This is a genomic window from Flagellimonas sp. CMM7, assembly GCF_021390195.1.
In the GTDB taxonomy this organism is placed as follows: domain Bacteria; phylum Bacteroidota; class Bacteroidia; order Flavobacteriales; family Flavobacteriaceae; genus Flagellimonas.
In genome coordinates, this window is record NZ_CP090003.1 from 1,571,200 (window position 1) to 1,593,502 (window position 22,303).

Here is a 22,303-nt window from a genome sequence, read left to right on the forward strand (position 1 = left end):
AATAGCTTTATTTTAAGGTTGTAGGACAGACAAAATCCGTTACTGGAATTCCAGCTTCTTTGATGGCTTTAAATCCTCCCGCCACGTCTACCAAGTTATGAATTCCTCTGCTCTTAAGGATTGAAGCTGCAATCATACTTCTATATCCTCCTGCGCAATGAACATAAAATGTTTCCTTTTCAGGAAATTCCGATAGGTGGTCATTGATGAAATCCAATGGTGCCAACATGGCATCTCCAACATGTTCTGCCGCGTATTCTGTCTTCTTTCTAACATCAAATACTGGAACTTCTTCAGATAACCTTTGTTTAAACTCATTGGCATCGATACTTTTTACGGTGTCAATTTCCTTTCCTGCACTTTTCCATGCTTCAATTTCCCCTTTTAGATATCCCAAAGTACCATCAAAACCTACTCTGGACAAACGAGTAATAGTTTCTTCTTCTTTTCCTTTTGGAGCTACTAGAAGTATAGGCTGCTTCACATCTGCAATTAAGGCCCCCACCCACGGCGCAAAGCTTCCGCCCAATCCAATAAAAATAGATCTAGGCACATGACCTTTTGCAAAATCATCCTGATGTCTCACATCTAATACTATGGCTCCAGTTTCGTTTGCAGCAATTTCAAAAGCGTCTGGCGACAACGCTTGGGTTCCTCTCTCTAAAACATCATCAATGTCCTCATAACCTTCTTTGTTCATCTTCACATTTAGTGGAAAATATTGCGGCGGAGGTAAAAGACCCTCTGTTACCTCTTTTACAAATTCCTCCTTGGTCATGTCTGAACGTAATGCATAGTTCATTTTCTTTTGATTGCCCAAAGTGTCCACAGTTTCCTTCATCATATTCTTTCCGCATGCAGAGCCAGCTCCATGAGCCGGGTATACTATAACATCATTTGCCAAAGGCATTATTTTGTTACGGAGGCTGTCAAACAACGTTCCAGCCAATTCTTCTTGGGTCATATGGGCAGCCTTTTGCGCTAAATCTGGTCTCCCCACATCTCCTAAAAACAAAGTGTCCCCACTAAAAATGGCATGGTCTTTCCCTGTTTCATCTATTAATAGAAAAGTTGTGCTCTCCATAGTATGCCCTGGGGTATGCAAAACCTTGATGGTTAACTCACCTAGTCTAAATTCTTGCTCATCCTTGGCGATAATGGCATCAAAGGAAGGGTTGGCGTTAGGGCCAAAAATAATGGGCGCTCCGGTTTCCTTGGAGAGTGTTACATGCCCGCTAACAAAATCAGCATGGAAATGGGTTTCAAAAATATATTTGATTTTTGCGCCATCCTCCCGCACTCTTTTTAGATAAGGTTTTACTTCTCTTAAAGGATCAATAATTGCTACTTCTCCCTTGCTTTCTATGTAGTATGCCCCTTGAGCTAAACATCCGGTATATATCTGTTCTATTTTCATCTGTTATAATTTTGTTGTCAAAGATAGGTTTGACCCATCCTTATTACAGTTACCAAAGTTACAAATGCTTTGTTTTAGATTGTAATGAAACCTTCTCTTGAATGCTATTTTTCTCTTTTTTATTTGTGCAGTATTCAAAGGCTTCGCTAGTCCTAACAAAAAGGTTTTCTTTCCCTATTTTTTCAATTAATCCACTAGAGAATAAAATATCACGGGTAGGTCCAATGACACCAGCAATAAGTAATTCTATATTTTTTGCTTTCAAGTCACTCACGACTTGATTCAGCATATTCAAAGCACTACTATCTATATAATTAATTGCCTCAGCATTCAAAATAATATACTTCAGCGTATTCCCTTTTTTTAGAATGTTCTTATACAACTCCGCTTTAAAATAATCCTTATTGGCAAAGTACAATTGTCCGTCAAAACGGAGCACCAAAATATTATCGGCCAATTCAATATCACTACTAAAACGATCAACGTTTTTAAAATAATCAGTACCTCTTATACGCCCTAAAATAGCAATATGGGGTTTTGAGGTTCGGTTGACCAACAATAAGAGCGAAAACAGAACTCCAAAAATTATTCCTTGGGAAATCCCTATCAATAAAGTTGTAAGAAACGTAACCAATAATAGAAAGAATTCGTCTTTACGTTGTTTCCACAATTGCTTCGGATATTTTAAATCGATCAACCCATATACCGCAACCAATATTATGGCCCCTAAAACCGATTTTGGAAGATAGTAAAAGAATGGTGTTAGAAATAGTAGTGTTAGACCTACTACCAGTACGCTAACTAAAGAGGCGACCCCCGTCTTTGCCCCTTCATTTACATTGACTGCCGTTCTTGACAGGCCAGCGTTTGCAGGAAAGGATTGAAAAAGAGAGCCAATAATATTGGAAATTCCCAAAGCCCTTAACTCTTGGTTGGGTTCGGTATGGTATTCATTGCTTTGATCCTCAACGGCCTTTGCTATCGTCATTGCCTCGGCAAAGGCAATAAAAGCCAGTGCCATTGCTGTTGGAAAAGCCTTTATTATAAGGTCAATATTCAACTGAGGCATCCTAAAAGCGGGTAATCCCTTTGGTATCTGACCAACAATGTGGACATCGGTATCATTCACCATGAAAAAAAAGATGCCCAAGATAGATAGAATAACCACCACCATTGCGGCCGGTAATTTTCTATTCAGTTTTTTTAATCCTAAAATCACCAAAATAGCAGCAAAGCCGATGCTCAAATCATAAAAATTCGTCTTTGATAATTGGCCAAAAATTGCCTGAAGGGTCTCTAAGGTATTATTGGTGGTTATCTCTAATCCAAAAAAATGTTTAAGCTGACTTATTGCAATAACGATGGCCGCTGCAGAGGTAAAACCGCTAACTACCGGTTTTGACAAGAAATTTGAGAGAAAGCCAAGACGCATAAAACCCATTACCAATTGAATGCTTCCAACAAATAGTGCTAAAAAAATAGCCATACTGATGTAGTCATCAATATTTGCCAACTTCATTGCAGCCAAACTTGAAGCAACAATCAACGAATCCAAAGCAACAGGACCTACTGCCAATTTTCTGCTTGACCCTGTAAATGCGTAGATTAAATTTGGTACTAAGGCCGCATACAAACCATAAACCGGTGGAAGACCTGCAATTAAAGCGTACGCCATTCCTTGAGGAATAAGCATAACTCCAACGGTAATACCGGCAATCAAATCCTTAAAAAGGAAAGAACGGTTGTATTCGGGTATCCATGTTAAAAATGGAAGATACCGTTTGAGCATTTAGTTAGATTTTTTGTAAAAATAAGATGTGAAGTAGTTAATTACGGTAACAAAAGACACAAACTTATAAATCGATTAGTTGAATATGACTCCTATGCAATACCAGTTTTTTCATTTTCTCCAGTTTTTTTAATAGTCTAGAAACCACAACTCTAGATGTATGTAAATCATAAGCTATCTCTTGGTGCGTATTTCGAATGCAATCATCATTTGTTACCTGGGCCTTCTTTTTAAGGTAAGCCACCAACCGTTGGTCCAAATTCTTGAATGCAATACTATCTACCGTGTGCAATAATTCGTTCAAGCGATTATGATAACTTTCAAAAACATAATTGCGCCATCCCTTGTATTTTGCCATCCACTCCTCCATTTTAGGTACGGGCACCATCACTATTTTTGCTTCAGTTTCTGTAATGGCCCTAATCTCGCTTTTTGTCTGTCCCATACAACAGGCCATGGTTACTGAGCAGGTTTCTCCTTGCTCCAAATAATATAAAAGCAATTCATCCCCTTCGTCATCTTCCCGTAACACTTTAATGGCTCCTGATAGCAATAATGGCATAGCTCTTACATAATTGCCAATATCCATTATTGTTTCTCCTGCAGGCACTTCAATCAACTTGCCTACAGTTACAATTTCATCAATAAGAGGTTGTTCAAATTGAGTTCCAAAGGTGTTTAAAAGTTCTTCTTTCATTTTATTCTAAATACCCCCATAAAGATAATCTTTTTGCAAAAGGGATTAGGGCCAAGAAAAGTGAGTTGTCTTGGTTTAAAAAGAAGAAAAGACAATCTATAACATTGCAGGTTGGCTACAAGATAGGTTACGAATCCAAAAATTCCTCTTCAAAGCTTGAAATAAAATCATGTATGTATTTTTTGTTTCGTTTCGTTTCTTTCACGACTAAATAATGGGTCCGTTTTAGGCCATACTTTCCAATACGTTTAAACCTTAAATCCTCGGATAGTTTGAAGGACTTCAATTGCCATTTTGGCGCACACATTATCCCCATATTGGCATTGATCATGGACAAGGTTAATTCTGTAAATGGAATGGCCGAGATTTTGGCTGGTGATATTTTATTTGGTCTTAAAAAATGCTCGTAAACAGAAACTCCTTCTACAGGAAAAGAATTTATGAAAAGATGTACCTGTGAAAAATGACTTGCATCTAAAAAGTCCTCTGTATTTAGCTCATGCTCTTTATGCATCAATGCAAAAATTTCATCATTACAGATTTCAATGCTACAGAGTTCCTCCGTGGCTGGTTTGGATGTTACAAAGGCAATATCAATCTCATCAGATAACACCTGCGAAATAGTTTGGTGGGTGGTTCCCAAACTCAAGTCTACCTCAATTTCTGGATACAGAATTGCCATTTTTTGAATGAACTCAGGAATACTATGAAAAAAAGATTGACATTCTGCCCGCAAACGAATAGAACCTTTAGAGCCTTCTTTAATATTCTTGATGTTGCTAAAACTTTCCTCAATGGCATCTAATAATTCATTTGCCAATTTATAAAGTTCAGAACCTTCTTGGGTAAGCTCCCAATTGTTCCTTGTTCTATGAAAAACCTTAAATCCTAGTCGCTCCTCGAGCTCTCTTAATTGATGACTTAATGCCGATTGTGTTAAAAACAAACGTTCTGAAGAATTGGCGATACTTCCCTCTTCAGCTATGGTCTTTATCAATCTAAAATACTTCAGTTCCATATCACAAATATACAATAGGCACTTGTTGACTGTAGTTGAAAATAATTCAGTTAAGGCCTCAAGACCATTCAATTAGAATGCTAGTCAGTGCTGTAAACCCCACCTAGCTTTGGCTAAAAATTAATTCTAAAATTATGTTGAATTGTCAATGGTTTGTATTTGTGACGAAAAGAGTAGCCTTGGTTATACTCTTGTTACTATCAGAAAATATAGTATCTCAAGAGAGAACAACCACAGTATCAAAAAGGATATACACAACACAAAATTTAAATGTTGATCAGACCCCAAATATTGATGGAAATCTGAACGACCCCATTTGGAACGATGATAATTGGGCCACTGAATTTGTAGAAAGAGAACCCGATGAAAACACCCCACCAGAACAACAAACAAAATTTAAAATAGTCTACGATTCCAAGTTTATCTATGTTGGAGTTAAATGTTTGGATACAAAACTCAACGGCATTAATGAAAGAATGTCTAGAAGAGATGGTTTTGACGGCGATTGGGTGGAATTGGTTTTTGATAGTTATCATGACCTCCGCTCCGCTTTTTCATTTACGGTTACCGCATCGGGAGTCAAAGGAGATAAGACCATTTCATTAAATGGGTCTAATGAAGACATTACATGGAATCCCATTTGGTATGCCAAAAGCAATATAAATGAAGAGGGCTGGACAGCCGAAATGAAAATCCCCTTGAGTCAGCTACGATTTGGGGATGCCAATAACCAAATATGGGGACTGCAGGTGGTTCGCAAATTGTTTAGGGAGGAAGAACTATCTGTTTGGCAAAGAATTCCTATTGATGCATCTGGTTGGATAAGTGAATTTGGCGAGTTACACGGACTACAGAATCTAAAACCACAAAAACAATTTGAAATTCAGCCCTTTGTAGTTACCTCTTTGGAAACCTTTGAAAAAGAACCCTTAAATCCATATAAAAATGCCAATATTAAAAGCGTAAATGCGGGGATAGATGGAAAGATTGGAGTTACAAATGATCTTACTTTGGACTTTACCATAAATCCAGATTTTGGACAGGTAGAAGCTGACCCAGCAGCCATTGCACTGGATGGGTTTCAATTGTTCTTTGCCGAACAACGTCCTTTTTTTGTGGAAAACAAGAACATATTCGATTACCGATTTTCATCACCAATCATAGGAGGAACTTTTAGTAGTGACAACCTTTTCTATTCCAGAAGAATCGGTAGAAGTCCACAAGGATTTGCGCGATCTGAAGAAGGGGAGTTTGTAAATGCCCCAGAAAGAACAACTATACTCGGAGCTGTAAAATTTAGTGGAAAGACCAAAAAAGGATTATCAGTCGGTGTGATGGAAACACTCACCTCAACGGAATATGCAGAAATAAACAATAATGATGGTACCCGCAGAACGGTTATTGAACCTTTAACAAATTATTTTGTTGCACGGGTTCAACAAGATTTCAATAACAGGAACACCTTTGTAGGGGGTATACTCACTTCCACACACAGAAAACTGGATGAGAATGTAGACTTTTTACACAAATCAGCAGTAACCGCAGGTCTGGATGTAATGCACCAATGGCACAATAGATCTTGGTATCTAGGAGCAAACTTTGTTATGAGTCAGGTAAGAGGGAGCGAAGAAGCCATTTTAAACACACAAAGGTCCATACCACATTTATTTCAAAGAGTAGGTGCCAGCCATGTTCAGATTGACTCGACCAGAACATCTTTAACTGGTACTGGAGGAGACATTAAGTTTGGAAGAGCCGGAATCGGAAAAATTAAATTTGAAACAGGGGTTACCTGGCGTTCCCCAGGTCTAGAACTTAATGATATTGGTTTTATGAGAGAGGCCGATGACATTCAAAACTATGCTGGCATTACATATAACTCATTACAACCTTTTGGTGTTTTTAGAAAAGCATCCATTGGTTACAAACATTGGTCAGCATGGGATTTTGGAGGTTCCCATAATTATTTTGATTGGGATATTGAAGCAAACGGCACCTTTAAAAACAATGGGAGTGCAACCTTAGGGGTGTTTTCCCAACCACATATTTACTCTAAATCATTGCTTCAAGGCGGACCAAGATTGTTTTTGCCCGATCAATACGGTGCTTGGTGGGCCTTTGGCAGTGATAGTAGAAAAAAACTTTTTCTTGAACTGGATGGATGGACCAAAACGGGAAACGAAGACAGTTATTTCCTATTTGAAACTGGAGTTAGAGCAACATATCAACCACTAAATCAGCTGAGTTTTTCATTAGCTCCAAGATATACCACCATTAAACATCGCTTGCAGTTCAACCAACAGGTAAGCTATAATAATGATTCCCGTTTTATTACTTCTAGGCTTGATCAAGATACTTTCAGCATGGCTTTTAGATTCAACTACGCCATCAACCCTAACCTTTCTGTTCAGTACTACGTCGAGCCTTTTATCACTGTTGGAAGGTATAATGACTTTAATTATGTCCTTAATCCCCTTGCTAAAAGTCAGGAGGAGCAATTACAATTCTTTCAACCAGCACAGATTTCTACAGAAACACCCAACGGACAATTCAATATTGATGAAGATTTAGACGGTGCCATTGATTATAGTTTCAACAACCCTGATTTCTCTTTTGCACAATTTAGGTCAAATCTGGTGATCAGATATGAATACAAACCGGGATCTGAAATCTTCCTAGTTTGGGCACAGGGCATTACCGATTTCTCATCGCCAATAGGTAGTTTATCAAACAATTTCAGAGAACAAATACTTAGCAAACAGCCAGACAATACTTTTTTAATCAAAGCAACATATCGTTTTTTTTAATTTGAAGATTTTAATCAATTTATAAATCCATCATAGTACTATTTAAATTCCACAATTAATATCAATTCGATTATAGATATTCCTAACCTACTAGTTAATAGCTGTGGTTTATGAAATACAATAAACATTATTTTTTCCCTATAGTTCTCGCCGCATTGTCCCTCCTATTTTTTAGCTGCGTAAATGACGAGAAAGCTTTGATATTTGAAAGCGAAGAAGTCAACTTTAAACTGGAAAAAGTGGCAGATAGTATCCGGGTTCCTTTTGGAATTTCATTTCTACCCAACGGAAAAATACTGGTCACCAACAGGTTTGCCGGAGAAATACTATTGGTTGATATTGATTCTGGAGAAAAAAAAGTCCTCAAAGGGGTTCCTAAATCCTATTGCAAAGGAGATGGAGGAGCGTTGGACATATTGCCCCACCCAAAATATGAACAAAATGGGTGGGTATATTTCTCACACTCGATTGGAGACAGTATCAGTAGTTCCATGGCCATTGAGCGAGGAAAGCTAAAAGGTGATTCGTTAATCAATGTGGAACGCATTTTTACGGCGTATCCATTTTATAAATCGCCCAGTCATTATGGTTCAAGGATGGTTTTAAAGGATGGGTATTTGTTTTTTACCATGGGAGATCGTTATGATCTTAAAGATTCCGCCCAGACCTTGAACAATCATTTAGGAAAAGTAATGCGCATATTTGAAGATGGACAAATACCTAAAGACAATCCTTTTGTTAACATAAAAAATGTAAAACCAGAAATATGGAGTTTTGGACACAGAAACCCTCAGGGGCTAACGCTTCACCCAAAAACCAACGAGCTCTGGTTGCATGAACATGGACCAAAAGGTGGAGATGAGCTAAATCTTATTAAACCAGGGCTTAATTATGGGTGGCCTATAATATGTCACGGTATAGACTATGATGATACGCCCATTGGGGACGGAATTACGCATAAAGAAGGAATGGAGCAACCCGTTCATTATTACACTCCCTCTATAGCGCCAAGTGGTATGGATTTTTATTCTGGGGATACCTTTAAACAATGGAATGGCAATTTATTTATTGGGGCATTGGCACTGACACATTTAAACCGATTAGTTTTAGAAAATGGCAAAGTTGTTCATGAAGAACGATTATTAAAAGACTTTGGAAGAAGAATACGAGTGGTTAAACAGGGACCAGATGGTCTTCTTTATATTGGTGTTGATGGGGGTATGATTCTTAGGTTAAGACCCATTTGGGTAAATAGATAGTGTTTTGCTTAAAAACAAAACCCATTCTAGATTAGTTTCCAGAATGGGTTTTTTAGCTGATCAAATATCTTTTTACTCCCCTTGACCTAAAGAGAAGCCTCTTTTACCATCAAACTCATATAGATTTTCTGTTTTGATTACATCAAAATCATTTTGGTGAAGCTTTGATAACAATGCGATTACCTGTTCGTACTCGATATTTTCGTACTTAGGCTCTTTCTTTTTAATTTGAGCATCATGAGCTACAAATCGGCATCTCCAATGGTCCGTACAATACGTTTCTTTTAATCCGTTTGGAAAAACCTTTACACCTCTATTAGTAATCATTTTAAGTTTTAGGTTGTGAGCGTTGATTTCATTCAACTCTTTTCCAATGATTTCTGGGTCATTGCCCTTCCAATCAATAAAAACATCGATTCCTACTAACTCTTTGGTAGATTCTTGTCGTTTGTATTCAGGGATGGTAATGGTTCCTGAGCCCTTTGACAAAACGCTTACAGGAAGTTTTTTAGGTGTAGTGCCTAGACGCTCAATAATTGCTTCGGCAAATTCTTCCGTACTTACTTTTTTACTGCTTATTGCCTTTTGGTAAACATCGGCGGTATGAATACCATCTTCTAAAGTGACCAGCCAAGCATTTTTGATATTATCGGCAACTTGAGTCTGACCAATATGTGCCAACATCATTACAGCTGCATTTAGCAAGCCTGAAGGATTGGCGATTTTCTGTCCGGCAATATCAGGAGCAGAACCGTGAATGGCTTCAAACATGGCTACGTTTTTGCCGATGTTGGCAGAACCGGCCATACCTACAGAACCTCCAATTTCAGCAACAATGTCTGAAATGATATCACCATATAGGTTTGAAGTAACAATGACATCGAAATTTTCAGGTGCAGCAGCAATTTTTGCCGAGCCTATATCTATTATTTGCGAGTTGCTTTCAATCTCCGGGTACTCCAAAGCAATTTCTTTAAAGACAGTATGAAAGAGACCGTCAGTCAATTTCATAATATTGTCTTTAACCATACACGTCACCTTTTTTCTATTATATGCTTTAGCATATTCAAAGGCATAGCGTACAATTTTTTCACAACCTGGTCTTGTTATCAATTTAAGACATTGCACTACATCTTCTGTTTGTCTGTGTTCAATACCGGCATAAAGGTCTTCTTCATTCTCTCTAATGACCACAACATCCATATTAGGGAAGTTGGTTTTTACAAACGGATACAATGCACTTACAGGTCTTACATTTGCAAACAAACCAAGTGACTTTCTTAGGGTGACATTAAGGCTTTTATAGCCTTTACCCTGTGGCGTAGTGATAGGTGCTTTTAAAATAATCTTGTTACGTGCAATAGCATCCCAAGATGTTTCCGTAATACCAGAACTATTCCCTGATAGATAAACCTGTTCCCCTATTTCCATGGGTTCGACTTGTATTTTGGCACCGGCCGCTTTCATAATTTTCAAAGTGGCTTTCATGATTTCAGGACCAATACCATCACCTTCGGCTATGGCAATTTTGGCAGTCTTGGTTGAGATGTCATTCTTTTCTGATGCTAATACTGGGCTACCCTTCATACTTTTATGATTTATTGTTACACAAAGGTTAGAAAACTAATTCATAAATTTTTATTTATATTTAATATAATATACATTAAATAAATTTATGATTTTATAAAATTTTCTACTCTGAGAATAACAACATTAGAACTGGTGACCTCTTTGAATACTTATAAAAAGCCTTCAAATGAAAAAGCGCTATCCTTTTGGAAAGAGTAAAGCCAAAATCAAGTTTCGTTAATCTGTCAAGATAGACTTCCACAAACAGGAGATCATGCTATCAAAATGGTTTAAAGACTTCGGAAAGATATGCGTAAATCGAAATAGTGAGCACCATAGCAAATTGTAAAAAGTTCCCTGCGGGATTCAATTCAGTTATCAATGCAGCAACTATTTGCTTAAATCTGTGGTGTTCTTTAGAAGATTAAAAAACTCACTACGTATGTTTTCATTAGCAAACACGCCTCCGTATTCCAAGGTGGTGGTAGAGCTCTCCCTGTCTTTGATCCCTCGAGATGAAACACAAAGATGCTTTGCATGAATCATAACAATAACATCATCGGTTTCCAATGTTTGTTGTAGGTCTTCCAGAATTTGAAGACAAAGTCGTTCCTGGACTTGGGGCCTATGGGCATAGTAATCCACTAATCGATTAATTTTCGACAGTCCAACAACATTATTTTTTGGTACGTAACCAACATGGGCGTATCCAACAATGGGTAAAAAATGATGTTCGCAAGAGGAGTGTATGGTAATATCTTGTTCCACCAACATACGTTGATAGCCATATGTATTTGGAAAAGTAGATATTTTCGGTTTATTTTTTGGATTTAATCCATAGGACAATTCCTTGATATACATCTTGGCAAAACGATACGGCGTACCAGACAGGCTTTCATCTGTCACGTCAAGTCCCAACTCTTCCATTATTTTGGAAAAATGATATTGAATGTTCTTTATTTTTTTCTCATCCGTGTGTTCAAAAGCATCTTCCCGCATTGGGGTTTTTACAGATGTGGCAATATGGTTGTCACCTAATACTTCAATTTGGGATTTATTCATGAGCAAATCTTCCAATACAAATTAATCTGCACAACAATTATCATCGTTGCAGCGACAAAAGTGTCGATTATAAAAATGAAGTAAAATCAATGCAACGGTTGGAAGGTAAATTATCTCCTCAACTAGATGCATCAGCTCAAACTTCTCATTAACAATAATAAGGGCCAGTAGCAACCAAAGACTCCAGAAAGCACGTTTTACCCATGGTTTTGAGGTCTTCTTGGCCGACCAATACACAGCAAAAAATGAAATGGCAAGAAATGCCGTATCCAAAGTACCCCACCACCATGGATGGGATTCTTCTCCTGCGACCATACCAGCTTGCGCTGCAAAAAGGAATGGTGCTGCCAAACAGTGCAAAAAACACAGCGTACTGGTAATACCACCAATGACATCGGACTTAGATCTAAGATTTACCAAGTTGGTCATGAACTAGGACTTTAACAATTTTTGTAATTGAACAACCACGCTCCTATTTTAAAATGGTAGGCAAATGTATTCAATTTTTATAAATGCAACTGAGTTGCATTTATAAATTTTTTTATTTTTGTAAAAACATTTGGATGGTCAATACATCAAATCTTTCCCATGCTTACCACAACGGTACGATGCTTACGTTCCCGGATATTGAACTCACCCCTGGAGAACATCTACTGGTGATAGGCCCATCAGGAGTGGGTAAGACCACACTTTTGTATTTGATGGCAGGACTTTTGCCTACATTGCAAGGTACCGTTTCTATTGCTGGAACAGTATTAAACTCCTTGACGCGCCGCCAACTGGATAAATTCCGCGGGGAGCATATTGGGCTTATATTTCAACAGTATCATTTTATTAAATCCCTAAATGTCGCTGACAATCTTAAACTAAGACAGTACTTTCCAAAAAATTCCATAGACAAAACAAGAAGATATGAACTTGCTGAGCGGTTAGGGTTATCTGAACATCTGCACAAGAAAATTTCGGCATTAAGTCAGGGGCAACAACAACGTCTTGGGATTGCTTTGGGACTAATTCACAGACCCAAAATTATTTTTGCCGATGAGCCCACTTCCAATTTAGATGACGTGAACTGTGCGAAGGTCATAGACCTGCTCAAAGAGGAAGCCGAAATCTGCAAAAGTAGCTTGTTGGTCATTACACATGACCAACGGGTAAAGTCTCATTTCAAAAATCAGGTTACACTATGAAATTGAGCTATCTCGCTTTTAAAAATCTGGTTTCCAAACCACTCAACTTATTATTGAGTTTGATGTTATTGTCATTGAGCGTATCGTTGGTCACCTTTGTCTTACAGTTGAGTCAGCAACTAGGTGGACAACTTAGTAAGAATATTGCTCCCTTTGATATGGTCGTAGGTGCCAAAGGAAGTCCATTGCAACTCGTATTGTCCTCTGTACTTCATGTCGACGTTCCAACCGGAAACATCAACCTAAAGGAAGTAGCCTCACTCCAAAAACACCCTTTTGTGCAAACGGCCATTCCTGTTTCCTATGGCGATAATTACAAAGGTTTTCGCATTTTAGGAACCGAAGCAGGTTATCTTAAGCATTACGATGCCCAATTGTCAGAAGGGACGCTCTTTGAAAAACCCTTTGAAGTTGTTGCGGGAATCAATGTTGCCCAACAATTAGGTCTAAAAATAGGAGATAGTTTTATAAGTTCCCATGGTTTGGCTAGCACTGGCATTGAGGCACACGACGAACACCCTTTTATCATAAAGGGAATTCTGAAGCCTACAGGGACCGTGGTAGACCAGCTTTTGGTTACCAACCTGGAAAGTATCTGGCTAGCACATGATCATGAAGACGAGGGTTCCAAAGAAGAAGGCCATCATGAAGGAGGTACAATTCATAAGGAAGATCATGGCCATGAAAATAATCACAAAGAAAATGCGGAAACTTTGGAGGTGCATGAAGAAGAAAAAGAAATCACCTCATTACTGGTTAAGTTCAAGAGTCCTTTGGGCATGGTTCAGCTGCCGCGATTTATCAACGAGAACACGTCTATGCAAGCGGCACTTCCTGGTTTCGAGGTGCAACGGCTCGTAAGGCTGCTTGGTTCAGGAGTGCAGACCATAAATGGCATTGCGTTGGCCATTCTTTTGGTATCCGGACTCAGCATCTTTATCAGTCTTTTAAAAACCATCCGAGAACGTAAGCAAGAACTCGCGCTGTTAAGAACCTATGGTCTTCGTACCGGACAACTTCTTGGACTAGCACTGTTAGAGGGACTGTTTTTAGCGCTTATTGGATTTGCGTTGGGTTGGCTTTTCGGTCGATTTGGAATATGGGGTGTTTCCCAGTACATGCAAAATACATACGGATACGGCTTACAAATTAAGGCCCCTGAGCCATCAGAAATATATCTGTTGGGCCTAATTTTGGTGTTGGCCGCAATAGCCACTTTGCTGGCTTCTCGCTCAATTTTTAAATTAAATGTTGCTAAAACCTTATCTGATGCTTAAACCATTTTTAGTAGTTTTATTCATAACTTTTGTGAGTTCATTTGGAACAGCACAAATACAGCTGACTTGGGATCATTTTGACGATGTTAGTTTTAAGCCAGAGTACAATGCCGTTTACGACATGAATTTTTTAATGCCCACGTTTGGTGACCAGATACAAGCTTTTAAAGGCGAGCAGGTTAAAATAAGGGGGTATTTTCTGGATATATCTGGAAGTGGTGATGTATTTTTAGTATCCAAGAACCCAATGGCTTCGTGTTTTTTCTGCGGAGCTGCAGGGCCAGAAACCATAATTGAGGTCCGTTTTAAAACAAAGCCTCCTTTTAAAACCGATCAAATTGTTCAGGTTACTGGTGTCCTTGAACTAAATAGAGACAATGTAGATCATTGTAATTATATCTTGAAAGAAGCTACTGGTGAGTTATTGAATTAAAAAAATGCGATTTTTTCCTTTAATGATATTGCTTTGGGTTGGAATTCCTGCCAGTGCGCAAACGGTTTTGGATTGGTCCGATCTTTCGGAAGGAATCTCCTGGGAACTCTCCTCACCGGAAGCTATTCTGCTAGACTTTCAGAAAGCAACATTCTCGTCTAAAATGAAAGCTTTGGATGGAAAACAAGTCCTAATTACTGGATATTTGTTGGTTTTAGATGGCAAACAATCGGTTTATCTACTTTCCAAAAACCCTATGGCATCCTGTTTTTTCTGTGGAAATGGCGGGCCCGAAACCATTTTAGATTTACAGTTTACCCAAAAACCATCTTTCGCCATGGACGACTTGCTTTCAGTTGAAGGAACATTCCGCTTAAATGAAAATAATCCAAACGCGTGCTATTATCGAATTGAAAATACAATCGCACTAAGTTTTAAATAAAAGAAATCTTGTGATGAAAAGTAAAAACTATGAAGAACTGCTAGCGCAGAAAGGATTAAAAAAAACTAAAGTGCGAATGGCGCTGACACAGCATTTCATGAAGATGGAGCACGCTCAATCGTACAGTGACCTACAATCAGCCTTGGCCAAAGAAGTGGATAAATCTACCCTCTACCGAAACCTTACCAGCTTTGAGCAGGCGGGAATTATCCATCGTATCAATGATCACACTGGAGTCGCCAAATATGCATTCGGGGAATCCCCGATTCAAGGAAGTGAACACGCCCATTTTGTTTGTGAATGCTGCGAAACAGTGTATTGCATGGAGGGCCTTGGTTCTCTGCAGCCCAAAGTTCCCAAAGGGTTTAAAACAAGTAAGGTTCAGACTATCATTCGGGGTATTTGTGCGGCATGCTAACAGTAAATCCTTCATATCAATACCTCACCGAAAATCTCCCTTTTACTCCTTTCGCATTAAAAACAACACTAACAATTGCCCTAAACATAGAAATTAAACATGGAATACAATCGTAGAAAATTTATCAGTTTCTTGGGAAAAGCCAGCATAGGAACCGTAGTATTACCACCTTTTTTGGTAAGTTGTGGCAACATGTCCAACCCAACGGAAAAAAATTTAAAATCTAGTAGTGAAGTACTGGATAAACTAAGAAATTTAGCAATTGAAGGACTTTTTCCATCCAACAAAGATGATTTGTTATTGGCCAATGGTTTGGATTATCATGTAATTGTCCGATGGGCTGATAAAATTTCCGAAGAAGACCATTTTGGTTTTAATAATGATTTTACTTGTTTCATCCCGTTTGATGAAGAGAATCCTACAGATGGCTTATTGTGGGTCAATCATGAGTACGTCAATCCTATGTTTGTTTCCGGGTTTGATTCCAGCAAACATGAGAATCCCGATACACATAGGACAAAGGAGCAGGTAGATAAAGAAATGTACAATGTGGGGGGAAGTATTGTTCGCATCAAGCAAACTGATGGTAAATGGAAGGTAGTACAAAACGACCCCTACAATCGTCGCATTACGGCCAAAACCCCCATTCAACTAAACTGGGACCACCCTATTAAAGGGAGCTCTACGGTTATCGGAACCCATAGCAACTGCTCAGGCGGGATTACGCCTTGGAAAACCTTTTTAACCTGTGAGGAGAATTACGACAGCTTTTTTGGTGAAACTGTTTATGATAAAGATGACCAGCCGACCCACCGTGATAGTTCGCAAGGTTGGGAAAAATTTTATAATTACCCCCCAGAACATTATGGCTGGGTGGTCGAAGTAGACCCGAAAACAGGTTCAGCTCAAAAACATATTGCCATTGGCAGGTATGCCCATGAGTGTTGTACCCTTTATGAATTAAATGACAAACGTGTAGTGGCGTATTCCGGTGACGACAAAAACAATGAGCATTTGTACAAATTTATCTCATCGAAACCGGGTTCGCTTAAAGAAGGAACGCTCTATGTTGCCGATACTATAAATGGAAAATGGCTCCCTCTCGATTGGGAATCCCAACCCCTCTTAAAAGAACGGTTTAAAGACCAGACCGAGGTGTTGATACGTGCCAGGGAAGCCGCCAAAATATTAGGAGCCACTGAACTAAATCGTCCAGAAGATATTGAAATAGACCCCCTAACGGGCAACGTTTTTGTATCACTTACCAATAATTATGGGAAAAATGATTTCCATGGATCTATTCTGAAAATAGAGGAAACAAATGGCAAATACGATGCTTTGACTTTTAAAGCCTACTCGTATATGGCCGGCGGGGAAGAAAATGGCTTCTCATGTCCAGACAACCTAGCGTTTGATATGGCTGGCAATTTGTGGTTCACCTCTGATATGTCTGGCAGCAAAATGAACAAGGAAGATGGTCCATACATGGCCTTTAAGAACAATAGTCTTTTTGTGATTCCACGGCATGGAGAAGAAGAAGGTAAGGTGATTCGACTAGCTTCGGCCCCTTTGGACGCGGAGCTTACTGGCCCCTGGTTTTCTCCAGATGGAAAAACACTGTTTTTAAGCGTACAGCACCCTGGAGAGCAAACCAAGGACCTAGCTAATCCTACAAGTGCATGGCCCTTTGATGAAGATGGTATTCCTAAACCTTCGGTTGTAGCTATTACAGGCAACCTAATAGAGAAGATGAATAAGCTTCACCTATTGGAAAAGAGCTGAAATAAGCCATCAGCTTTTAAGGGCATAAGACTGGATGAAATGGGAGGAGGTAGCTTTACCAAAACCCATTTTCCAACATTGAAATAACGGACATCCCTGCTGCAGCTCCGGAAATAAACAAGTTCCATTCCCGGTGTTTTACTTTTAGCATATGGAGAAAGAGGAAGGCTATCCCGACCACAAAAAAAACGATTAAAAGCTGCCCTAGCTCTATGCCAATATTAAACCCCAAAAGTGGTATTACTATATCCGATGGGTCCATTATAAGTGCTTTAAAGTAATTTGAAAAATCCATGCCGTGAATCAATCCAAAAAACAAGGCCATGGCATAATTCCGTTTCATTTTTACCGATTTTCCAATTTTATCAGCGCCAATGACGTTGTGTAGAGCTGTCAAAAAAATCGTAAGCGGAATTAAGAATTTAATGATGTTGGAAGGGATGGAAAGAATGTTCAACGAAACCAAAACCAAGGTTACACTGTGCCCTATGGTAAAAGCCGTGACCAAAATGAGGATTTTTCGCCATTGCTCAATTCGGTACACCGCGCACAATACCACCAAAAAAAGGATATGATCATAGCCCGCCAGGTTGGCGATATGTTCAAAACCCAATTTTAGATAGAATTCAAACGGATGCATATCAAAATTTAAGCTGGTGAACGGAAGTTTTCTTGTTGAGCATCATGCTTTTGGAAGTTCCGTTGACGTGGACATAGACAATGTTGTTTTGATCAAAGAACAAATCCGTGAAAACAGCATTTTTTACTTCCAATGAGGTCAATGGTTTGGGATGTTTGTATTCAAAGTACACCCACAAGGCGGTATTTTCTCCTTCCCCACTCAGTTTCTTCCGTTTTATGTCTAGGTGAACCGACCTTCCGTTTGCTTTAACATAGAAAAATTGGTTGACATAATCCATAAGCATTTGATTTGCCTTTAGCGATTCGTTAGCTTGGCAAAAGGCAAGTTCCTTACTGTTTGGATCAAAAACTATGGCTTCATTGACATCGGTCAGAAACAGTTTTAGATTGATGGACAACACTTGCTTGCCTGAGGAATATTCAATTTCACATAGCGACAATCTCAGCGGATGAGCCATGGCCTCCCTTGCAGTAAACAAAACGATAAAAATGAGCAACCATCGGAACACTAGCACTGGATTTAATCAACTATGCTGATTCGTTAGCCTGTATTTTGGTAGCAACAGCCTGTACCTCCTTAAAAACACGAATCAAATTACCGCCCCAGATTTTCTCAATCTCTTCTTCGGAATAGCCACGTCTTACCAATTCAATGGTGATGTTCATGACTTCGCTGGCGTCAAAGACCCCTTCTATTCCACCGCCACCGTCAAAATCGCATCCAATGCCCACATGGTCTATTCCTGCAATTTTTACAATATGATCAATATGATCGACTACATGGGTAACAGTTGCGGGAGGTGCTGGATATTTTTCATTCAAGTCTTGGAAAGACTTTCGAAGCGCAGCTCTTTCCTCCAATGTCATTTCTCCAATCGGTTTCATATTATTACGTAACGCAGTCATTGCAGAATCCCGTACAGCATTCGGCGGTGCTTCTCTAAGGTAGTCGGCCAACATAGTCAGTTGCACTACCCCACCATTTTCAGCCATAAGTTTTAGCATTTCATCTGTCATGTTTCGTTTGTGACCTGTAACCGCTCTAGCATTGGAATGGCTTGCAATAATTGGGGCCTTAGACATTTTTATGGCATCATAAAATACACTGTCGTTTCCATGGGAAATATCTACCATAATACCAAGGCGATTCATTTCCCCAACCACTTTGGAACCAAATTCGCTAATACCGCCATGTTCGGTTCCGTTATCATCCGTAGCCGAATCCGCCAAGTCATTATTCGATGAGTGGACCAGAGTAATATAGCGCACCCCTTTATTAAAATAGAGTTCGACATTGGAAAGATCTTCCCCAATGGGATATCCATTTTCTATGCCTAAATAAATAGCACGTTTTCCTTCCTTTTCCAAAGCATAGGCATCATCTGGGTTAAGGGCCAATCCCACATCAGCTGAATTTCGTTCGGTAGACGCAATTACAGAATCGATCATTTGAAGACAAAGCGCTTTGGCTCTTGTGTTCCCATCATCATCTCGAATATCTTGCGCCACAAAGGCAGCGAAAAAGATGGCATCCAAGTCTCCTTCCTTCATTCGGGGGTAGTCCACTTTCGAGCCCGTTTCGTTGGGGTCATGCCGTTCGGCCATGTCAAAGCCGGGTTCAATCATACGAAGAGGCGTATCCGCATGGGTATCCAGGGTAAGTACTTTTTTATGAATTTCAAGTGCCCGTAGCACCAATTCCTCCTCAGTTTCCACTTTGGAATCGGTTGAAGCGGATTTATCCTTGCAGCTGCTTATAAGGAGGACTAGCAAAGGTAAAACAAGATAATCAAAACGTAATTTCAACATGATTTTGGTTTGAAGATTGAAGTTGATTTAAATATACAACAATAGATGGGTTTGAAGCTATTCAAAATGGTCCGACGATAGCTCTTTTATAAGCTTATGTATCATTTCCACACCTTTTTTCAATTGATCTTTCGTAATAAACTCATCCGCTCTGTGAGCTTGCGCAATAGATCCCGGTCCACAAATGGCCGAGTGAAAGCCTTCATTGGCGAATTGTCCCGCTTCGGCTGCATAAGAAACGGTGCTTAGTTTCGAATTTCCTGATATGCTTTTGATCAACTCCACAATATCGTCATCCGCCTTGGTATCCAAATGCGGGACCGGTGGGTGGTTTTCAACCGTTTTTATGGAAAAATCAGGGAAGATGTTTTGCAATTCGGTTTCCCGTTCCCTGCAATAGGCCTCAAATTCGGCAACAATGCCATCGATATCATCCATAGGAATGGTTCTCAAATCCCAATAAAAATGGGCCTTGTCCGCAATCACATTGGGTGCAATGCCTCCTTGGACAAGTCCAATATGTATGGAGGAATGAGGGGGATGAAAGCGGTCGTCCAAACGGCCATCGGCAATCAATTGATCCATTTTGTTTTCCAACCAAAGTATCAACCGCATGGCTTCATGAATGGCACTCACCTCTTGTTTTATACGGCTGCTATGCCCGGCAGAGCCATGAACATAGGTTTCAAGGATATAAATCCCTTTTTGACCCACAATGGGTTCCATTAAAGAAGGCTCTCCAATTAGGGCATACTTAGGGGTTTCCGTATAATGGTTTCTTATGTCCCGCGCCAATTCTGGGGCGGCTAAACAACCCACTTCCTCATCGTAGGAAAAAGCAAAATAAATGGGCTTTTTAAGGTCAGATTTTACCATTTGAGGCAATGCTTCCAGGCAACAGGCCAGGAAACCTTTCATATCACATGAGCCACGACCGTATAGTTTCCCATCTCCTTTATCGGTAAGTACAAAAGGGTCCGTGGTCCAATCTTGACCAGCGACGGGAACCACATCCATATGCCCGGAAAGGATAACTCCACCATCAACCGCAGGGCCTATTCGGCAATGCAAAGAGGCTTTGTTGCCTTCCTCGTTGGGTACCAAATTCACGGCAACCCCATGAGATTCCAGTTGGTCTTTTATCCAATTTAGAAGATTCAAATTGCTTTCACCTCCAAGAACAGGAAATGACACTAGTTTTTCAAGAATTTTTTCTACGGTCATAAGAATTAACTATAATTTATTGCTACGGCTACGATTAGGGTCGTAAAGGCCAAAAAGAGTATACTGATCAATACTGGGAATATGAATCTAACCCACCGATCTATGGGCACACGGCACATGCTGATCATGGCAATAAGCCCTCCCAAGGTTGGATTGACCAAATTGGACAGTCCGTCACCTATCTGAAAGGCCAAAATGGTAATTTGACGTGTGAGTCCCAAGGATTCACCCAAGGGTAACATCACGGGTAAGGTAGCCAAGGCCTGTCCACTCCCGGAAGGGATAAAAAAGTTGATCACGGTCTGGGAAATCGACATACAAATGGCCGAGGCGTATAAGGGTAATCCTTGTAACATATTTGAAAGCTGGAAGGAAATAGTGTCACTAATACTCCCCATTTCCATGAGTACTTTAATGGAAGTGGCGAAGCCAACCATAAATGCACCCGGCGCCGCCAAGGCGACAGCTTTTAAGGTAGTTTCGCTCATGGTGGTAGCGCTCATTCGCGATACCAAACCACAAAGCAGTGCAATAATCAGGAACACCGCGGACAGTTCGTTAATGTACCAATGGAGATTGAAGACACCATACAGTACAGCCAGTAATCCGAGGAGAAAAATGGAAATGACCATCCAATTCTTTCGGTTCAATTGATACTCTTGAATAGGTCTCGACAAGGCCAATTCGTTGACATCAAGCCCTTTACCTAAACTTTTGTTGGGGTCAAGCGTAATCTTTTTAAAATACCTCACATTATAATAGGCCATTATTCCCAGGGCCGAAAAACATAGTATACTGCGGAGCAAAGCCCCTGAAAACATAGTCAGCTCTGCAATTTTATGTCCAGTTCCCACGGTATAGGGATTAATGGGTGATAGTCCAAAACCAATGGTCATGGCTCCTACCGATATCCCGGCGGCCAGTATTAAATCCCCTCCCAAAGCCAAGCTGAGTACTGCAGCAATGGGTACCATGGCAATATTGTTCTCGTAGCCCACGGCCACACCAAGAATACCATAGATAAAGGTCATGAGCACAATGATCATGTGCTTATTTTTTAGGCCCAATTTCTTCACCATAGTACCCACGGCATTTTCAACGGCCTTTGATTTTTCCATAAAACCAAACATGATTCCACCTGCCAAAACAATAAAGATGATTTCCACCGCCTCCTTAAAGCCCAAAGGTATGGCCTTGAACATATCCAATATTCCAACAGGAGTGCCAACAATGGTCTGGTACGAATTGGGAACCACGGTATTTCGCCCATCAACTAAAATCCGCTCATACGTCCCCGCGGGAAGAATATACGTTAGTACGGTTACCAGAACAATAATGCCAAACAACATGGTGATGGCATGGGGTATACGCTGAAAAAAGGATGGGACTTTGGGTTTTGATTTGCTCATTTATCTCAATGGGGCCGAGGCGAATTTCTCAGTCTGGAAACCAATTTAACTGAATTTTG

At 39.8% G+C, this 22,303-nt stretch carries 20 protein-coding genes; 8 read left to right on the forward strand and 12 right to left on the reverse strand.

Annotated features, from left to right (window positions below):
• Window positions 1-7: 7 nt before the first annotated feature.
• The 4 genes from LV704_RS07170 to LV704_RS07185 form a co-directional block, all read right to left on the reverse strand.
• On the reverse strand, window positions 8-1,417 hold the full coding sequence (locus LV704_RS07170) for a rhodanese-like domain-containing protein (RefSeq protein WP_163421042.1): 1,410 nt from the start codon (window positions 1,415-1,417) through the stop codon (window positions 8-10).
• Between the two features lie 58 nt (window positions 1,418-1,475).
• Window positions 1,476-3,206 (reverse strand): SulP family inorganic anion transporter, encoded by a 1,731-nt coding sequence (locus tag LV704_RS07175; protein ID WP_163421041.1) that lies wholly within the window; start codon window positions 3,204-3,206, stop codon window positions 1,476-1,478.
• A gap of 64 nt (window positions 3,207-3,270) precedes the next feature.
• Complete coding sequence (locus LV704_RS07180; RefSeq protein WP_163421040.1) at window positions 3,271-3,903, reverse strand: Crp/Fnr family transcriptional regulator; 633 nt, start codon at window positions 3,901-3,903, stop codon at window positions 3,271-3,273.
• A 127-nt stretch (window positions 3,904-4,030) separates the two neighbouring features.
• Window positions 4,031-4,921 (reverse strand): LysR family transcriptional regulator, encoded by an 891-nt coding sequence (locus LV704_RS07185; RefSeq protein ID WP_163421039.1) that lies wholly within the window; start codon window positions 4,919-4,921, stop codon window positions 4,031-4,033.
• 161 nt (window positions 4,922-5,082) lie between these two features.
• Here LV704_RS07185 and LV704_RS07190 point away from each other — a divergent pair, with 161 nt between their 5' ends.
• Window positions 5,083-7,728 (forward strand): DUF5916 domain-containing protein, encoded by a 2,646-nt coding sequence (locus tag LV704_RS07190; protein WP_233782166.1) that lies wholly within the window; start codon window positions 5,083-5,085, stop codon window positions 7,726-7,728.
• A gap of 110 nt (window positions 7,729-7,838) precedes the next feature.
• Window positions 7,839-8,987, forward strand: a complete 1,149-nt coding sequence (locus tag LV704_RS07195) for a PQQ-dependent sugar dehydrogenase (RefSeq protein ID WP_163421037.1) — start codon at window positions 7,839-7,841, stop codon at window positions 8,985-8,987.
• 72 nt (window positions 8,988-9,059) lie between these two features.
• Here the strand turns inward: LV704_RS07195 and LV704_RS07200 are convergent, their stop codons facing one another.
• From LV704_RS07200 to LV704_RS07210, 3 genes are all read right to left on the reverse strand, one after another.
• Window positions 9,060-10,574, reverse strand: a complete 1,515-nt coding sequence (locus LV704_RS07200) for an NADP-dependent isocitrate dehydrogenase (RefSeq protein WP_205597862.1) — start codon at window positions 10,572-10,574, stop codon at window positions 9,060-9,062.
• A gap of 372 nt (window positions 10,575-10,946) precedes the next feature.
• Window positions 10,947-11,618, reverse strand: a complete 672-nt coding sequence (gene folE / locus LV704_RS07205; protein ID WP_163421036.1) for a GTP cyclohydrolase I FolE — start codon at window positions 11,616-11,618, stop codon at window positions 10,947-10,949.
• A 21-nt stretch (window positions 11,619-11,639) separates the two neighbouring features.
• Window positions 11,640-12,047: a MerC domain-containing protein gene (locus LV704_RS07210; protein ID WP_163421035.1), complete on the reverse strand. Its 408-nt coding sequence runs from the start codon at window positions 12,045-12,047 to the stop codon at window positions 11,640-11,642.
• Window positions 12,048-12,181: 134 nt separating this feature from the next.
• Between LV704_RS07210 and LV704_RS07215 the strand changes: the two genes are divergently transcribed.
• The 6 genes from LV704_RS07215 to LV704_RS07240 all read left to right on the forward strand — a co-directional run bounded on the left by LV704_RS07215 (window position 12,182) and on the right by LV704_RS07240 (window position 17,160).
• Window positions 12,182-12,808 carry an ABC transporter ATP-binding protein gene (locus tag LV704_RS07215; protein WP_163421034.1) on the forward strand — a complete coding sequence of 209 codons (627 nt, stop codon included), beginning with the start codon at window positions 12,182-12,184 and terminating at the stop codon, window positions 12,806-12,808.
• Window positions 12,805-14,085, forward strand: coding sequence for an ABC transporter permease (locus LV704_RS07220; RefSeq protein WP_163421033.1), 1,281 nt, complete (start codon window positions 12,805-12,807; stop codon window positions 14,083-14,085). The genes LV704_RS07215 and LV704_RS07220 overlap by 4 nt, the downstream gene beginning before the upstream one ends.
• Window positions 14,078-14,518 carry a hypothetical protein gene (locus LV704_RS07225; protein WP_163421032.1) on the forward strand — a complete coding sequence of 147 codons (441 nt, stop codon included), beginning with the start codon at window positions 14,078-14,080 and terminating at the stop codon, window positions 14,516-14,518. The genes LV704_RS07220 and LV704_RS07225 overlap by 8 nt, the downstream gene beginning before the upstream one ends.
• Before the next feature lie 4 nt (window positions 14,519-14,522).
• Entirely contained in the window at window positions 14,523-14,960 is a 438-nt protein-coding gene (locus LV704_RS07230) for a hypothetical protein (protein ID WP_163421031.1), read from the forward strand.
• Between the two features lie 13 nt (window positions 14,961-14,973).
• Window positions 14,974-15,378, forward strand: coding sequence for a Fur family transcriptional regulator (locus LV704_RS07235; RefSeq protein WP_255695643.1), 405 nt, complete (start codon window positions 14,974-14,976; stop codon window positions 15,376-15,378).
• Window positions 15,379-15,477: 99 nt separating this feature from the next.
• Window positions 15,478-17,160 carry a PhoX family phosphatase gene (locus tag LV704_RS07240; RefSeq protein ID WP_163421029.1) on the forward strand — a complete coding sequence of 561 codons (1,683 nt, stop codon included), beginning with the start codon at window positions 15,478-15,480 and terminating at the stop codon, window positions 17,158-17,160.
• Between the two features lie 55 nt (window positions 17,161-17,215).
• Here LV704_RS07240 and LV704_RS07245 read toward each other — a convergent pair whose 3' ends face one another.
• The 5 genes from LV704_RS07245 to LV704_RS07265 are packed head-to-tail and all read right to left on the reverse strand — an operon-like array spanning window position 17,216 to window position 22,244.
• Window positions 17,216-17,800, reverse strand: a complete 585-nt coding sequence (locus LV704_RS07245) for a HupE/UreJ family protein (protein WP_163421028.1) — start codon at window positions 17,798-17,800, stop codon at window positions 17,216-17,218.
• Window position 17,801: 1 nt separating this feature from the next.
• Window positions 17,802-18,311: a DUF6702 family protein gene (locus LV704_RS07250; protein ID WP_163421027.1), complete on the reverse strand. Its 510-nt coding sequence runs from the start codon at window positions 18,309-18,311 to the stop codon at window positions 17,802-17,804.
• 19 nt (window positions 18,312-18,330) lie between these two features.
• Complete coding sequence (locus tag LV704_RS07255; RefSeq protein ID WP_163421026.1) at window positions 18,331-19,611, reverse strand: dipeptidase; 1,281 nt, start codon at window positions 19,609-19,611, stop codon at window positions 18,331-18,333.
• Between the two features lie 57 nt (window positions 19,612-19,668).
• Window positions 19,669-20,835 carry an acetylornithine deacetylase gene (argE, locus tag LV704_RS07260; protein ID WP_163421025.1) on the reverse strand — a complete coding sequence of 389 codons (1,167 nt, stop codon included), beginning with the start codon at window positions 20,833-20,835 and terminating at the stop codon, window positions 19,669-19,671.
• A gap of 5 nt (window positions 20,836-20,840) precedes the next feature.
• Complete coding sequence (locus LV704_RS07265) at window positions 20,841-22,244, reverse strand: YfcC family protein (protein ID WP_163421024.1); 1,404 nt, start codon at window positions 22,242-22,244, stop codon at window positions 20,841-20,843.
• Between the last annotated feature and the right edge of the window lie 59 nt (window positions 22,245-22,303).

What these genes read in the sequence shown, in the direction of transcription:
- LV704_RS07240 (WP_163421029.1), top strand. Translation starts at nt 15,478, where the DNA reads ATGGAATACAATCGTAGAAAATTTATCAGTTTCTTGGGAAAAGCCAGC.
- LV704_RS07255 (WP_163421026.1), bottom strand. Translation starts at nt 19,611, where the DNA reads ATGTTGAAATTACGTTTTGATTATCTTGTTTTACCTTTGCTAGTCCTC.
- LV704_RS07225 (WP_163421032.1), top strand. Translation starts at nt 14,078, where the DNA reads ATGCTTAAACCATTTTTAGTAGTTTTATTCATAACTTTTGTGAGTTCA.
- LV704_RS07235 (WP_255695643.1), top strand. Translation starts at nt 14,974, where the DNA reads ATGAAAAGTAAAAACTATGAAGAACTGCTAGCGCAGAAAGGATTAAAA.
- LV704_RS07220 (WP_163421033.1), top strand. Translation starts at nt 12,805, where the DNA reads ATGAAATTGAGCTATCTCGCTTTTAAAAATCTGGTTTCCAAACCACTC.
- argE (WP_163421025.1), bottom strand. Translation starts at nt 20,835, where the DNA reads ATGACCGTAGAAAAAATTCTTGAAAAACTAGTGTCATTTCCTGTTCTT.
- LV704_RS07185 (WP_163421039.1), bottom strand. Translation starts at nt 4,921, where the DNA reads ATGGAACTGAAGTATTTTAGATTGATAAAGACCATAGCTGAAGAGGGA.
- LV704_RS07200 (WP_205597862.1), bottom strand. Translation starts at nt 10,574, where the DNA reads ATGAAGGGTAGCCCAGTATTAGCATCAGAAAAGAATGACATCTCAACC.
- LV704_RS07230 (WP_163421031.1), top strand. Translation starts at nt 14,523, where the DNA reads ATGCGATTTTTTCCTTTAATGATATTGCTTTGGGTTGGAATTCCTGCC.
- LV704_RS07215 (WP_163421034.1), top strand. Translation starts at nt 12,182, where the DNA reads ATGGTCAATACATCAAATCTTTCCCATGCTTACCACAACGGTACGATG.
- LV704_RS07245 (WP_163421028.1), bottom strand. Translation starts at nt 17,800, where the DNA reads ATGCATCCGTTTGAATTCTATCTAAAATTGGGTTTTGAACATATCGCC.
- LV704_RS07180 (WP_163421040.1), bottom strand. Translation starts at nt 3,903, where the DNA reads ATGAAAGAAGAACTTTTAAACACCTTTGGAACTCAATTTGAACAACCT.
- LV704_RS07170 (WP_163421042.1), bottom strand. Translation starts at nt 1,417, where the DNA reads ATGAAAATAGAACAGATATATACCGGATGTTTAGCTCAAGGGGCATAC.
- LV704_RS07265 (WP_163421024.1), bottom strand. Translation starts at nt 22,244, where the DNA reads ATGAGCAAATCAAAACCCAAAGTCCCATCCTTTTTTCAGCGTATACCC.
- LV704_RS07210 (WP_163421035.1), bottom strand. Translation starts at nt 12,047, where the DNA reads ATGACCAACTTGGTAAATCTTAGATCTAAGTCCGATGTCATTGGTGGT.
- LV704_RS07175 (WP_163421041.1), bottom strand. Translation starts at nt 3,206, where the DNA reads ATGCTCAAACGGTATCTTCCATTTTTAACATGGATACCCGAATACAAC.
- folE (WP_163421036.1), bottom strand. Translation starts at nt 11,618, where the DNA reads ATGAATAAATCCCAAATTGAAGTATTAGGTGACAACCATATTGCCACA.
- LV704_RS07195 (WP_163421037.1), top strand. Translation starts at nt 7,839, where the DNA reads ATGAAATACAATAAACATTATTTTTTCCCTATAGTTCTCGCCGCATTG.